Annotated in this window: 23 protein-coding genes; all 23 read right to left on the bottom strand. The window is 47.9% G+C overall.

The window, feature by feature from the left end; all coding sequences use genetic code 11:
- Nucleotides 1–10: 10 nt before the first annotated feature.
- Nucleotides 11–766, bottom strand: a complete 756-nt coding sequence (gene truA / locus ACOQPU_RS21885; protein WP_420641964.1) for a tRNA pseudouridine(38-40) synthase TruA — start codon at nucleotides 764–766, stop codon at nucleotides 11–13.
- A gap of 3 nt (nucleotides 767–769) precedes the next feature.
- A complete protein-coding gene (rplQ, locus tag ACOQPU_RS21880) occupies nucleotides 770–1,192 on the bottom strand; it encodes a 50S ribosomal protein L17 (RefSeq protein ID WP_420641963.1) in 423 nt (140 codons plus the stop codon).
- Nucleotides 1,193–1,224: 32 nt separating this feature from the next.
- Nucleotides 1,225–2,193 (bottom strand): DNA-directed RNA polymerase subunit alpha, encoded by a 969-nt coding sequence (locus tag ACOQPU_RS21875; RefSeq protein ID WP_420641962.1) that lies wholly within the window; start codon nucleotides 2,191–2,193, stop codon nucleotides 1,225–1,227.
- Between the two features lie 111 nt (nucleotides 2,194–2,304).
- The gene (gene rpsD, locus ACOQPU_RS21870) at nucleotides 2,305–2,946 is read right to left on the bottom strand and encodes a 30S ribosomal protein S4 (RefSeq protein ID WP_420641961.1); all 642 of its coding nucleotides are present in this window, start codon (nucleotides 2,944–2,946) and stop codon (nucleotides 2,305–2,307) included.
- Nucleotides 2,947–3,111: 165 nt separating this feature from the next.
- Nucleotides 3,112–3,504, bottom strand: a complete 393-nt coding sequence (gene rpsK, locus ACOQPU_RS21865; RefSeq protein WP_420641960.1) for a 30S ribosomal protein S11 — start codon at nucleotides 3,502–3,504, stop codon at nucleotides 3,112–3,114.
- Between the two features lie 70 nt (nucleotides 3,505–3,574).
- Complete coding sequence (rpsM, locus tag ACOQPU_RS21860) at nucleotides 3,575–3,955, bottom strand: 30S ribosomal protein S13 (RefSeq protein ID WP_420641959.1); 381 nt, start codon at nucleotides 3,953–3,955, stop codon at nucleotides 3,575–3,577.
- A 63-nt stretch (nucleotides 3,956–4,018) separates the two neighbouring features.
- Nucleotides 4,019–4,132, bottom strand: coding sequence for a 50S ribosomal protein L36 (gene rpmJ, locus ACOQPU_RS21855; protein WP_420627268.1), 114 nt, complete (start codon nucleotides 4,130–4,132; stop codon nucleotides 4,019–4,021).
- Between the two features lie 201 nt (nucleotides 4,133–4,333).
- Complete coding sequence (locus ACOQPU_RS21850) at nucleotides 4,334–4,909, bottom strand: adenylate kinase (RefSeq protein ID WP_420641958.1); 576 nt, start codon at nucleotides 4,907–4,909, stop codon at nucleotides 4,334–4,336.
- Nucleotides 4,909–6,279 carry a preprotein translocase subunit SecY gene (secY, locus tag ACOQPU_RS21845; RefSeq protein ID WP_420641957.1) on the bottom strand — a complete coding sequence of 457 codons (1,371 nt, stop codon included), beginning with the start codon at nucleotides 6,277–6,279 and terminating at the stop codon, nucleotides 4,909–4,911. Before secY ends, ACOQPU_RS21850 begins: the two co-directional genes overlap by 1 nt.
- A 54-nt stretch (nucleotides 6,280–6,333) precedes the next feature.
- Nucleotides 6,334–6,789: a 50S ribosomal protein L15 gene (gene rplO, locus ACOQPU_RS21840; RefSeq protein ID WP_420641956.1), complete on the bottom strand. Its 456-nt coding sequence runs from the start codon at nucleotides 6,787–6,789 to the stop codon at nucleotides 6,334–6,336.
- Nucleotide 6,790: 1 nt separating this feature from the next.
- On the bottom strand, nucleotides 6,791–6,973 hold the full coding sequence (rpmD, locus tag ACOQPU_RS21835) for a 50S ribosomal protein L30 (protein ID WP_420641955.1): 183 nt from the start codon (nucleotides 6,971–6,973) through the stop codon (nucleotides 6,791–6,793).
- Nucleotides 6,973–7,497: a 30S ribosomal protein S5 gene (rpsE, locus tag ACOQPU_RS21830; RefSeq protein ID WP_420641954.1), complete on the bottom strand. Its 525-nt coding sequence runs from the start codon at nucleotides 7,495–7,497 to the stop codon at nucleotides 6,973–6,975. Before rpsE ends, rpmD begins: the two co-directional genes overlap by 1 nt.
- Before the next feature lie 78 nt (nucleotides 7,498–7,575).
- Complete coding sequence (gene rplR / locus ACOQPU_RS21825; RefSeq protein ID WP_420641953.1) at nucleotides 7,576–7,938, bottom strand: 50S ribosomal protein L18; 363 nt, start codon at nucleotides 7,936–7,938, stop codon at nucleotides 7,576–7,578.
- A 16-nt stretch (nucleotides 7,939–7,954) separates the two neighbouring features.
- Nucleotides 7,955–8,497: a 50S ribosomal protein L6 gene (gene rplF / locus ACOQPU_RS21820; RefSeq protein WP_420641952.1), complete on the bottom strand. Its 543-nt coding sequence runs from the start codon at nucleotides 8,495–8,497 to the stop codon at nucleotides 7,955–7,957.
- Between the two features lie 14 nt (nucleotides 8,498–8,511).
- Nucleotides 8,512–8,919 (bottom strand): 30S ribosomal protein S8, encoded by a 408-nt coding sequence (gene rpsH, locus ACOQPU_RS21815; RefSeq protein WP_420641951.1) that lies wholly within the window; start codon nucleotides 8,917–8,919, stop codon nucleotides 8,512–8,514.
- 12 nt (nucleotides 8,920–8,931) lie between these two features.
- Entirely contained in the window at nucleotides 8,932–9,114 is a 183-nt protein-coding gene (locus ACOQPU_RS21810) for a type Z 30S ribosomal protein S14 (protein ID WP_420641950.1), read from the bottom strand.
- Nucleotide 9,115: 1 nt separating this feature from the next.
- Nucleotides 9,116–9,661 (bottom strand): 50S ribosomal protein L5, encoded by a 546-nt coding sequence (gene rplE, locus ACOQPU_RS21805; RefSeq protein WP_420641949.1) that lies wholly within the window; start codon nucleotides 9,659–9,661, stop codon nucleotides 9,116–9,118.
- Between the two features lie 95 nt (nucleotides 9,662–9,756).
- Entirely contained in the window at nucleotides 9,757–10,080 is a 324-nt protein-coding gene (rplX, locus tag ACOQPU_RS21800; RefSeq protein ID WP_420641948.1) for a 50S ribosomal protein L24, read from the bottom strand.
- Nucleotides 10,081–10,087: 7 nt separating this feature from the next.
- Entirely contained in the window at nucleotides 10,088–10,459 is a 372-nt protein-coding gene (gene rplN / locus ACOQPU_RS21795) for a 50S ribosomal protein L14 (protein ID WP_420641947.1), read from the bottom strand.
- A gap of 12 nt (nucleotides 10,460–10,471) precedes the next feature.
- Entirely contained in the window at nucleotides 10,472–10,723 is a 252-nt protein-coding gene (gene rpsQ, locus ACOQPU_RS21790) for a 30S ribosomal protein S17 (protein WP_420641946.1), read from the bottom strand.
- A 7-nt stretch (nucleotides 10,724–10,730) separates the two neighbouring features.
- Entirely contained in the window at nucleotides 10,731–11,159 is a 429-nt protein-coding gene (rpmC, locus tag ACOQPU_RS21785; RefSeq protein ID WP_420641945.1) for a 50S ribosomal protein L29, read from the bottom strand.
- Complete coding sequence (gene rplP, locus ACOQPU_RS21780) at nucleotides 11,159–11,575, bottom strand: 50S ribosomal protein L16 (RefSeq protein WP_420641944.1); 417 nt, start codon at nucleotides 11,573–11,575, stop codon at nucleotides 11,159–11,161. Before rplP ends, rpmC begins: the two co-directional genes overlap by 1 nt.
- 55 nt (nucleotides 11,576–11,630) lie before the next feature.
- The gene (rpsC, locus tag ACOQPU_RS21775) at nucleotides 11,631–12,302 is read right to left on the bottom strand and encodes a 30S ribosomal protein S3 (RefSeq protein WP_420641943.1); all 672 of its coding nucleotides are present in this window, start codon (nucleotides 12,300–12,302) and stop codon (nucleotides 11,631–11,633) included.
- Nucleotides 12,303–12,338 lie beyond the last annotated feature (36 nt).

Here is a 12,338-nt window from a genome sequence, read left to right as displayed (position 1 = left end):
TCTAAGCTGATCAATCCAACCAGCTCAGGTTTTTATACGTTATAGAAACAAGACAAAGACCTTGTGGGGGGGCTACCGTTCCGCATTCATGGCGATTTTCGGCTTTAAAAGCCCGCACAAACTCTTTAATAGTCCAGGTACCGTCACCCACCAGTTTTAAGCTGCCAACAATGCTGCGAACCATTCGATATAAGAAAGCGTTTGCTTCAACCCGAAAGGTTAAATCGGAACCAGACCGAGTCCATTTGGCCAAAAAAAGCTCACGCACATAGTTATTGCCTTGCGGTGGCTGGCCAAATGTAGCGAAGTTGTGTGTACCCAACAATGATTTGGCAGCCTGATTCATTTTTTCTTCATCCAGATATTTGTATACATGCCAGCTAAAATTCCTTTTTATTGGGTTTCTTATCGGGTCATTGTAAATCGTATACTCGTATGTCCGACGCTGTGCATCATACCTGGGATGAAAGGATGATGGTACCTGTTTTAGTTGTAAAATTGCAATATCCTCTGGCAAATTAGCATTTAGTGCGCGATGCAAATCCTCATCATGATGTTGCCAAGCCAGAGAAAATGTGATGACCTGCCCAACTGCATGTACGCCGCTGTCTGTTCTGCCAGAGCCAAGCACTGTAACGGGTTGGCGGGCTAGCCGACTCAAGGCATTTTCGACGGTGCTTTGTACGGTGGGTTGGGTTTCAACCTGCCGCTGGAAGCCATGATACTCTGTGCCATCGTAGGCAATCAGAGCAGCATAAGTCCGCAAGCATTACTCCTCATCAACGAGCATAATCATGGCCATATCGGCATTATCGCCTGAGCGTTTGCCAATCTTCACCATGCGCGTATACCCACCGGGCCGGTCTGCGTAACGGGGAGCAATGTCGTCAAATAGCTTTCTAACGACGTCTATCTCACCCACATTGCCATCTTCATCTTCACCCAAACGAAAACGGGCAATGCGTGCTGCCGCTAAGCGGCGTGCATGTACGGCCTGTGCTGGATCATCTTTGGCAAGTCCGCGTTTGGCCAGGGTAATGATTTTTTCTGCCGCCGGACGCAGCATTCTTGCTTTTGCTTCTGTGGTCAATATTTGTTCATGGACGAGCAGTTCCGCAATCATATTGCGGCGTAATGCTTTGCGATGTGCACTATCTCGACCCAATCTACGACCGCTTACTCTGTGTCGCATGTTGTTTACCTCGTTTATGGGAACGGCCGTTGCTAAACAGCGGCCGTTTCTCCTTCTTCATCTTTCAAAAAACCTTTGGCCCGCAGCTGATCTTTCAATTCATCCAAAGATTTCTCGCCAAAGTTGCGAATGGCAAGCATTGTTTCTTCACCCCGTTCCAGCATATCCAGCATTTCACCTACTTTGGTGATGCCAGTACGCTTCAACGAGTTAAAGACTCGGACGCTCAAATCAAGCTGCTCAATCGGCGTGTCGTAAATCTCGTTCGGGATGGCTCCCTCTTCCTCTTCTTCCTCTTCAACAGGCAAGAAGGTTTCTTCACTAACGCCAGCAATCGGTCGCAGATATTGCATCATAATCTGCGCAGATTGTGCCAATGATTCTTCTGGCTTGATGGTGCCATCTGTCCAAATTTGCATGACAACCCGATCATAATCGGCGGCTTGACCCACACGCGTTTTTTGCACTTCATACCCAACGCGCCGAATAGGGCTAAAAATGGCGTCTACTGGCAGTTCACCAATAGGCAAACGGCCGCGTTCTTCTGCAGGAGAATAGCCACGCCCTGTTTCAGCAGTCATTTCAATTTCCAAAAAGGCATCATCGGAATCAACCGTGAACAGATACAAATCCGGATTGATAATTTCAACCTCTGGCGGCGTTTGAATATCTGCGGCCGTTACGGTACCTGCACCGTGAACTTCCAAACGCAAGCGGGCCGTATCGGTGCCGTGCAGCTTCAAGCGAAGTTGTTTGATGTGCAGAATCAACTGCATCATATCTTCGCGCACATATTCAATGGCCGAAAATTCATGCGGCACATCAGTGACGCGAATAGATGTAATGGCAGCCCCTGGCAATGATGCAAGCAAGACGCGGCGCAGAGCGTTGCCCAAGGTTGTGCCGTACCCTCTTTCTAACGGACCCAAGATAAAACGGCCGTATTCACGCGACATCGCGGTGCTTTCGATTTTAGGCAGTATAAGGTTACTAATAGCCAACGTACATACCTCCCTATGCTATTACAGAAACTATTTTCTGTTTTGCTGTTCCAATTCGTTTCTCTTCCCGGCATTGCTTTTTACACGGAACAGCCGGTTTGGGACGGTCAATTACCGCCGGGAGTAATATTCAACAACAAGCTGCTCATTGATGGAAACATCAATATCATCACGAGCAGGTAAGTTCAAAATGTTTGCAGACACGTTTCTGGTATCCAAAGACAACCAGCGTGGAACCTGGCGATCATCCAAATCTTCGCGCAAAACCTTGAAGTAATTATTCTTCATGCTTTCGTTGCGGATTCCTACAGAATCACCAGGAGATACTAAGGCAGACGGCACGCTTGTTTTACGGCCGTTCAATGTAACATGACCATGCTGCACTAGCTGCCGAGCCTGGGCGCGAGAATCTGCCCAACCAAGACGGTAAACAACATTGTCCAAGCGCGTTTCCAACAGCACCAGCAAATTAGTACCTGTTAGACCCACACGCTGAGTTGCCCGACGAAAGTAACGGCTGAACTGACGTTCCATCACGCCGTAAATACGGCGAGCCTTTTGCTTCTCGCGTAGCTGCAACAAATAGTCAGATGCGCGTCCTCGGCGGAATTGGTTATCGCGACCATGCTCCCCTGGGGGGTAAGAACGACGCTCAAAAGAGCACTTAGGAGTCAAACAACGAGACCCCTTCAAAAATAGCTTCTCACCTTCACGGCGACAAAGCTTACATACTGGACCAGTATACCTTGCCAACTTAACCTCCGTAATCAAGCTAAAACGAGAGGTTTACAGGTGTGGCACACCCCTTCATCCCTCTCAGAAAACCAATAAACTGTAAATGTCAATCGAATTGACGTTGGAAAAGCCCGCTCAATTGGGTGATTTTATTACCCAATTGAGCAGGATAACTTACAAATATTAAACGCGACGCTTCTTTTTTGGGCGGCACCCATTGTGAGGTACCGGTGTAATGTCACGAATACTTTTTATCTGAATACCCGAAGCCTGCAAAGAACGAATGGCTTGCTCACGACCTGGGCCAGGTCCTTTAACGATAATATCCATCTCTTGCATGCCGCTTTCTTGTGCCGTACGGGCAGCACTTTGCGCCGCGAGACGCGCAGCATAAGGGGTGCTTTTGCGCGACCCTTTAAAACCAGAATTACCTGCACTAGACCAGGCGATTGTGTTCCCAGCCATGTCGGTGATGGTCACGATGGTATTGTTGAAGGTGGCAAAAATATGTGCTTGCCCCTGCGGCACCATGCGCTTTGCTTTTTTACGTGTCTGTGACTGTCTTCTACGTCCCATTCCGTCTCCTAAAACCTAACGAGCTGAAGCCATTTCTCAACCAGCCCATCAAATATAAATCTGCTAAATCTTACTTGCCCTTACGACGACCACGGCCCGCAACTGTTTTCTTAGGCCCCTTACGGGAACGGGCATTTGTCTTTGTCCGCTGCCCACGTACAGGCAAATGACGACGATGTCGCAGACCACGGTAGCAGCCAATCTCAGTCAGGCGTTTAATGTTCATAGCGACCTCACGTCGCAAATCACCTTCAACGACCAGATCATTGTCAATAATTTGGCGCAGCTGCGTTACTTCACTTTCAGATAAATCCTGTACGCGCGTGTTAGGATCAACACCTGCTTTGTCCAGAATTTTTCGGCTGGTGGTTTTACCAATGCCATAGATATACGTTAGACTAATTTCTACCCGCTTATTACGGGGAATGTCTACACCAGCAATACGTGCCATAATTCCTCCAAAAAATCCTTACGAGATAATCTTGCACCAGCCTTCACTGACGCAACACAATGGTTAGCCTTGGCGCTGTTTGTGATTTGGATCAACACAAATGACGCGCACAACACCTTTCCGCTTAATAATTTTGCACTTTGGGCAACGACGTTTTACAGACGCTGATACTTTCATCTTTAGCTCCTCAAACAGCTTACTCTAAGTAACCCTGTTCAGCTTATTCTAGAAGTAAAAGCGGGAAAATCGCTCTGCTGATTTTCGGCGTTCCCGTATTTACTCATTTCTGGTAAAAATTTTAGAGAAAATAGTAGTTTCAGCTTGCATTCAAAGCAATCTACTATTTTGCCATCAAACGGCATTTCTGTCCAGAAATTGCTACATCACATTCCGTACAACTTCGGTTAGATCGGCCGTGACTTGTTCGATGGTTTGTTCGCCATTGATTTTCACAAGCAGGCCCTTTTTGTCGTAGTAATCAAGCAAGGGAGCCGTTTCAGAATGATACACTTGCATACGTACTCGAATCGTTTCCACGTTATCGTCAGCCCGTCCTTCAATCTCGGCCCGTTTTACCAAACGCTCAACCAATAAGTCTTGATTCACGTTTATAAAGGGCACGACGGCAATCTTAGCCGAAAAATCACCCAAGAGCGTATCTAGAGCTTCTGCTTGGGCAGTTGTTCTTGGAAAACCATCCAAAATGGCTCCCTGTTCACAATCTGGTTTTGATAAACGATCGCGCACCATAGCAACGGTCACCTCATCGGGAACCAATTCGCCTTTATCCATATAAGTGCGGGCCAGTTGACCAAGCTCAGTATTGTTTTTCAAGTTTGCACGGAAAAGGTCGCCTGTTGCGACCTGTGGCAAGCCCAACGCTGCTTCCAGCTTTTTTGCCTGTGTGCCTTTACCAGCACCAGGTGCTCCCATTAACACAACAAAGGTTTTCATTAGATGAAGCCCTCGTATTGACGCATGAGCAGTTGAGATTCAAGCTGCCGCATGGTGTCAATCACAACACCGACGACAATGATCAAACCAGCTCCATTAACAACTAAGGTACTCTGCTCAATGCCTGGAATGTTCAAGATGACGCCAATGACGCTCATGATGCCAGGCAAGATTGAGACAGTCCCTAGAAAAACAGCACCTGCAAGGGTAATACGGCGCACAACTTTGGTAATGTACTCTTCAGTGCGTTTACCGGGACGAATACCAGGAATAAACCCACCTTGCCGCTGCAAGGTTTGTGGAATGTTTTGCTGGCGAACCATCACATCTGTGTAGAAAAAAGTAAAGCCTACAACCAAAATGAAGAAAGATAGCCAGTAAATTGTGAACCCGACGGGTGCTACTGTGGGGTCTGCATTACCAAAACGACTAACGGCCGTTGCTACCGTGTCTACAAACCCACCATTGCCAGTAATAAAAATACCGGCCAGAACCGATGGAAAAATAAGAATCGACTGGGCAAAAATGATCGGGATCATGCCCGCTGTGTTCACCTTTAGCGGTACGTAGCTGCTCTGTCCCTGGTACACTTTGCGGCCGCGCACACGACGGCCGTATTGCACAGGTATTCGCCTCTGCCCTTCTTGAACAATCACAATGACAAAAATGGTGAGAATAGTAATAATCAGGAACGCAGCAATCGTGAAGATACGTGTGGTCGTTTCATCTAGCTGGAACAATCCCGCCACGCCAGGCAAAATCTGGGCCACAATACCACCAAAAATGATGAGTGAGATACCTTGACCAATACCATCTTCGGTAATGAGTTCACCCATCCATATGGCAAACATGGTACCACCCAACATAGCAAGCAACGTTGTAAAAGTCGGCAACAGTTGCTCTGGGGCAAAACCAAAATTGGGCATTATTTGTGCTAACCCATCAGCACCGCCCACGCCAATGCTAAACCCAATCAGCCGAATTTGGCCGATAGCCTGCAACAACGAAAGGGGCACAGTTAGGTAATATGTGATGCGATTCTTGCGATTCCGGCCAGACTCACCTTCTGAATCCATTTCCTGCAATTGCGGAACAATTGGCGTAAGTAGCTGGATGATAATTGAGGCTGTAATATAAGGATAAACTCCCATTGCCATCACAGAAAAATTCCGAACAGCACCCCCAGACAGCAAGTCTAAGAAGTTCACAAGCTGATTACTCGAAGCAGTAAAATTCAACCATGCTGCTAAGTTAACGCCCGGAACGGGGATATTGGCTACCAAACGGTAGATTACCAAGATAAACACCGTAAAAAGAATACGGCGACGTAAATCTGGTAATGAAAAGGCTGCTCTGACTGATTCGATCATGATTTTCCTCCAAAAATTGGCGTCATCGGAGAGTTAAAAACCCTCTAGCAAACGCTATGCCAGGGGGAGTACCTCGATCGTACCGCCAGCTGCCTCAATTTTTTCTTTAGCAGTCGCGGAAAAACGATGGGCCTTTACCGTCAAAGCAACATCCAAATCACCATCACCCAATACCACAACTGGGTCTGTCGGTTTTTTGATTAGACCAATGGCAGACATGACTTCTGGGGTTACTTCCACACCGTCAAAGTCAAACTCAGCTAGGCTTTTCAGATTAACTGGCTTGTAGTAAACCTTATTGATGTTGGTAAACCCACGTTTGTAAGGCAAACGACGAGCCAAAGGTAACTGGCCACCTTCAAAATAGATGCCTTTACCACCACCGCTGCGAGCGCCTTGACCCTTGGTACCACGACCGGCAGTTTTACCTTGCCCGGCAGAGATACCACGACCCACTCGCTTGCGCTTTTTCTTTTTGCCTTCATTTGGGCGCAGATCGTGTAATTTCATTTTATTTTACCTCTTCCACAGTCACTAGATGACTGACTTTATTGACCATGCCGCGAATAACGGCCGTATCTTCATGTTCAACCGTTTGATTCAGCTTGGTAAACCCAAGCGCGCGAATGGTGCCTTTCTGATCCTTCTTATAACCAATTGAACTTTTCGAATACGTAATGCGTAATTTAGCCATTAGTCCCGACTCCAAAACGGGGTAACCTCAGACACATCCTTACCACGATCGGAGGCAACCTCGTGAACGCTCTTCAGATTACGCAAACCGTTCATGGTTGCTTGTAAAACGTTTAAAGCATTCGCACTGCCCAATGATTTAGACAAAATGTCTTTGTATCCAGCAGCTTCAATAACGGCACGCACGCCACCCCCAGCAATGACCCCGGTACCTGGGGAAGCTGGTTTGAGCAATACGCGAGCCGCACCATGCACACCAATAATTTCATGGGGAACGGTACTGCCTACAATCGGTACCTCGGTGAGCGATTTGCGCGCTGCATCCAACGCTTTGCGAATAGCGTCTGGTACAGAACGTGCCTTACCAACGCCAACGCTTACCCGCCCCTTGTTATCGCCAACCACAACGGTTACGCGAAAAGCAAACCGACGACCACCTTTCACTACCTTGGCAACACGGGTAATATCAATGATGCGCTCATCATATTCTTGTTCAAAATTTTGTCGTCTTTGACCCATCTCCATCTCCATCCTGCTGCGTTATTCATTTCATCATTTCGCAGCGCTTACAGTTCCACAGACCATTAGTGGTCTGAACTTTCTTTAGAAATCGAGGCCACCTTCGCGGGCACCGTTAGCTAATGCTTGAATACGGCCGTGATACAAATAACCACCCCGATCAAACAAAACCGTTGAAACCCCAGCCGCTTTGGCACGTTCTGCAACTGCTTTGCCTACCATCGTTGCCTGTTCTTTTTTAGGCTTTCCGGCCATTTCGCCACGCAGTTCTTTGTCCACTGTCGATGCCGAAGCAAGGGTTTTGCCAGCAACATCATCAATTACCTGAGCATAAATATGATCCAGGCTGCGAAAAACGTTTAAACGCGGCCGTTCGGCCGTTCCTGATATTCTGTTCCGAATACGGCGATGACGCCGTTTACGTGCAATTCTTGATTTAATAGCCATTGCAACAACCTCTTAATTAAACCTTACCGGCTTTACCAGCTTTACGGCGAACGTATTCACCTCTGTAGCGAATGCCCTTCCCTTTATATGGTTCCGGGGGGCGCTGTTTGCGAATAACCGCAGAAATTTCACCAACAACTTGCTTGTCAATGCCAGAAACAGTAATCATTTTGCCCCGGTTCTCAACAGCAAAAGAAACATCCTGAGGCGGATCAAACCGAACTGGATGGGAATAGCCCACGTTCAAAACCAGCGTCTGTCCATCCATTTCGGCACGATAGCCAACGCCTTCGATGTCCAGGATTTTGGTAAAGCCATTGCTAACACCCAAAACCATGTTGTTAATGAGCGCACGTGTCAGCCCATGCAAAGAACGATGTTGACGGGAGTCAGACGGCCGTTTGACCGTAAATACCCCATCTTCCTGCTCAAATTGCATATCTGGATGAACAATCTGGGTCAACTTACCTTTGGGCCCTTTAACATTTACAGAGCCGCCTTTCACTTCAATTTGCACCCCACTTGGAATAGTAATGGGAGCCTTGCCAATGCGAGACATAATAATCCCTCCGACTACCAGACCTTACAGAGCACTTCGCCGCCAACACCCAGGCGACGGGCCTGCTGCCCAGTCATAATTCCTTTGGACGTGGTAACAATGGAAACCCCCATACCACTCAACACCCAAGGAATATCACCTTTACCAACATATACTCGGCGGCCAGGACGACTAATACGTTCCAGTCCAGTAATTACCGAACGACGATCTCGCCGACCACCGACATACTTCAAGGTCACCTGTAAAACCGCTTGCGGTTTTTCTGGCAACACCTTGAACGCTTGAATATAACCTTCTTTTTGCAACACTTCTGCAATCGCTGCCTTTACATTAGAATGCGGCATAGACACCGTCTTATGCTCGCGCATTTGGGCATTGCGAATGCGTGTCAACATATCGGCAATTGGATCACTCATTGACATAATACACCACCTCTACCAGCTCGATTTGACTACGCCAGGGATGTTGCCCTGCAACGCCTGCTCACGAAAACAAATACGGCAAAGTCCAAAACGGCGAATATATCCGCGAGGACGCCCGCATAACTTACAGCGATTACGAACCCGTACCTTGTACTTACGGTTAGATTCCCGTGCAACCATTGATTTTTTAGCCATACTAATTCTCCCAGAAGGGCATGCCCATCATCGATAATAAACGCCGCCCTTCTTCGTCTTGCTGGGCAGTAGTCACAATGCTTACTTCCATACCGCGAATCTTGTCGATTCGATCGTAATCAATCTCAGGAAAAATCAACTGTTCGCGCAGGCCCAAAGTATAGTTACCTCGTCCATCAAAGGAATCTGGCGAAATTCCCTGGAAGTCTCGTGTACGAGGAAGTGCAACGTGAATCAAACGAGTCAAAAAAGACCACATTCGCTCACCACGCAGCGTTACCTTCAAACCGATAACGCGTCCTTCACGCAATTTGAAGCCTGCAATTGAATTTTTTGCTTTTGTTAATACTGGCTTTTGGCCAGTAATGGCAGTGATGTCGTTTACGGCAAATTCAATCGCTTTGGCATTATCCAAGGCTTCACCTAAACCGACATTCACCACAACTTTTTTAATTCGTGGTACCTGCATCACACTTCGATAATTAAACTCTTTCATCAAAGTTGGTACCACTTCGTCTTTGTACTGCTCTTTAAGTGGTGTAAACACAATTTACCTCCGAGCTGAGTGGCAGGCTAGCCTACGCATCTTTTTCAAATCGCGTATTAGGGCCACCTGGCTCACCGACGGTATCAATAAAATAGTTAACTAATTGGATTCCCGCTCTTTTTAGAGTAACGAACGCGGTTTCCTTCTTCATCACGGCGAATGCCAACGCGGGTTGGTTCACCAGTTTCTGGGCAAACCAGCATCACATTGGAAGCACTTATGGGAGCTTCAAATTCAATAATGCCACCCTGTGCCTGAGTACGGCCGCCTGTTGGCCGAGGTCGCTGGTGCTTTTTAACCATGTTGACGCCAGCAACCACAACGCGGTTTTCTTTGGGCAAAACCCGCTGCACGGTTCCCCGTGTGCCTTTATAGTTGCCCGAAACAACTTCTACTTCATCTCCAACTTTAATACGCATGGCTACCTCACAATACCTCTGGTGCAAGCGACATGATGCGGCTGTAACCTGCCGGGCGTAATTCACGCGCCACGGGACCAAAAATACGGGTGCCCACCGGGTTCTTGCTATCCGGGTCTACAATAACGGCCGCATTGTCATCAAAACGAATATAGCTGCCATCATCACGCTTGTACTCTTTTTTGGTTCGCACAATCACAGCTTTCACAATGGTTCCCTTCTTCACGTTGGAATTAGGAACCGCTTTTTTAACGGTGGCCGTTACCAAGTCGCCCACGCTGCCATAGCGGCGAATGGACCCACCCATTACCTGAATAACCAGAAGTTCCCGAGCGCCAGAATTGTCTGCGACATTCAAACGACTTTCTTTTTGAATCATGATGCAGTCCTCTTATTTTGCTCGCTCCAAAACGGAGACAACTGACCATCGCTTATGACGGCTGATGGGTTGGGATTCAATAATTTCTACGCGATCCCCTTCACGACAATCATTTGATTCATCATGAGCTTTATATTTTTTTACGAGCCGCATGACTTTGCCGTAAATTGGGTGGCGTTTGGTTGTGGTTACAGCAACAACAACAGTTTTGTCCATCTTGTCGCTGGTCACAATGCCTTTTAATCGTTTACGTTGCTCTCTCATGGTTCACCTACCCTGCTACCTCAGCGGAAACAATGCGCTGGGGCTGTGCATGCTTTTTTGCTTGACGACGGCTTTGCGGCCGTTTCTTGTTTAAGTTCACCAGGGCAGTTGCTAGCTCATTGCCGCTCTCATCACTGAAGGTGACTTGCCAACCACTCTCTTCATAGCTGAAGCGAGCAGTGCCTTCCCACGCTTTACCAGCCAAAGCAGCGGCAATGGTTTCGTCGGCAACGGCCGTTTCCACTGCCAACTGGCGCATATTCAACACGGTTTCCAGTTGGGCAATCTCACGACGCACTGTTTTAATACGAGAATAATCCTCAAGCTGAGCTGAAGCCTGCTGAAACCGCAAATTAAACATCTCTTCACGGCCGTTTTCCAGCATCTCTTCCAGCTTGGCGTCACTCATTTCGCGTAATTCAACAATATTTGCCATTACAACCGATCCTCCCGCGAGACAATCTGCGTTTTAATCGGCAGCTTGTAGCTTGCCAGGCGCAGTGCTTCCCGTGCCGACTCTTCAGGCACACCGGCAACCTCAAAAATAATCCGTCCTGGTTTCACAACGGCCACGTAATGGTCAACCGACCCCTTACCTTTACCCATGCGGGTTTCGGCGGGTTTCGCAGTTACGGGCTTGTCAGGAAAAATCCGAATCCAATACTTACCACGCCGCTTGTTGTGGCGCACAACGACACGACGAATGGCTTCGATCTGCCGACTGGTAATCCAACCCGGCTCCAATGCTTGGATACCGAATTCACCATTCTGCAAATCAGTACCGCCCTTCGCCTTTCCACGCATACGGCCGCGGAACTGCTTACGGTATTTTGCTCGTTTAGGCATTAACATAGCTCAAACTCCGTTCAAACTCTGGAAAGAATGCAACCTTCTCCAGACGTTATTTCTACTCACTAATATAGACATCCGTGGCTTCAAATTCGGTCTTTTGTGGCAGGATTTCACCCTTGTAGACCCAAACCTTCACACCGATACGGCCGAAAGTTGTCAAAGCCTCAGCAAACCCATATTGCAAATCAGCCCGAATCGTGTTTCGCGGCACACGACCGTCCCACAGCTTCTCTTTACGAGCCATTTCAGAGCCACCCAAACGGCCGCTCACCTCAATGCGGATACCCTCCACACCCTGGCGCATGGCTTGCTGAATCGCCCGCTTCATCGCACGACTATGAGAAATACGACGCTCTAGCTGCCCGGCAACATTCTCAGCAATTAACTGAGCATCTGTATCTGGCTGAGAAATCTCTTCCACCTCAACCCGAACAGATTTCTCCGTTAGCTGCCGCAGCTTGCCGCGTAGATCTTTAACAGAAGCACCTTTCCGGCCAATGACGATACCCGGACGTGCTGTATGAATTGTTACCTGAACCTGATTCGGGAATCGTTCAATCTCCAAAAGAGAAATACCCGCCGAAGGCAGCTCCTTCATAATGAGTTTGCGAATAGCAAAATCCTCATGCAGTCGCTCTTCATACTGTTTGCCTTCAGCAAACCAGCGCGTGTTCCAATCACGAATAGCTTTTAAACGGAATCCCACAGGATGTACTTTGCGTCCCAAGATTAATCCTCCATACCACCAGCAGCATTCACACCG

The sequence above is a fragment of the Candidatus Leptofilum sp. genome (assembly GCF_965223285.1).
Classification (GTDB): domain Bacteria; phylum Chloroflexota; class Anaerolineae; order Promineifilales; family Promineifilaceae; genus Leptofilum.
Note: the sequence above shows the minus strand (reverse complement) of the source record. Positions and strands in the feature narration are given on the sequence as shown.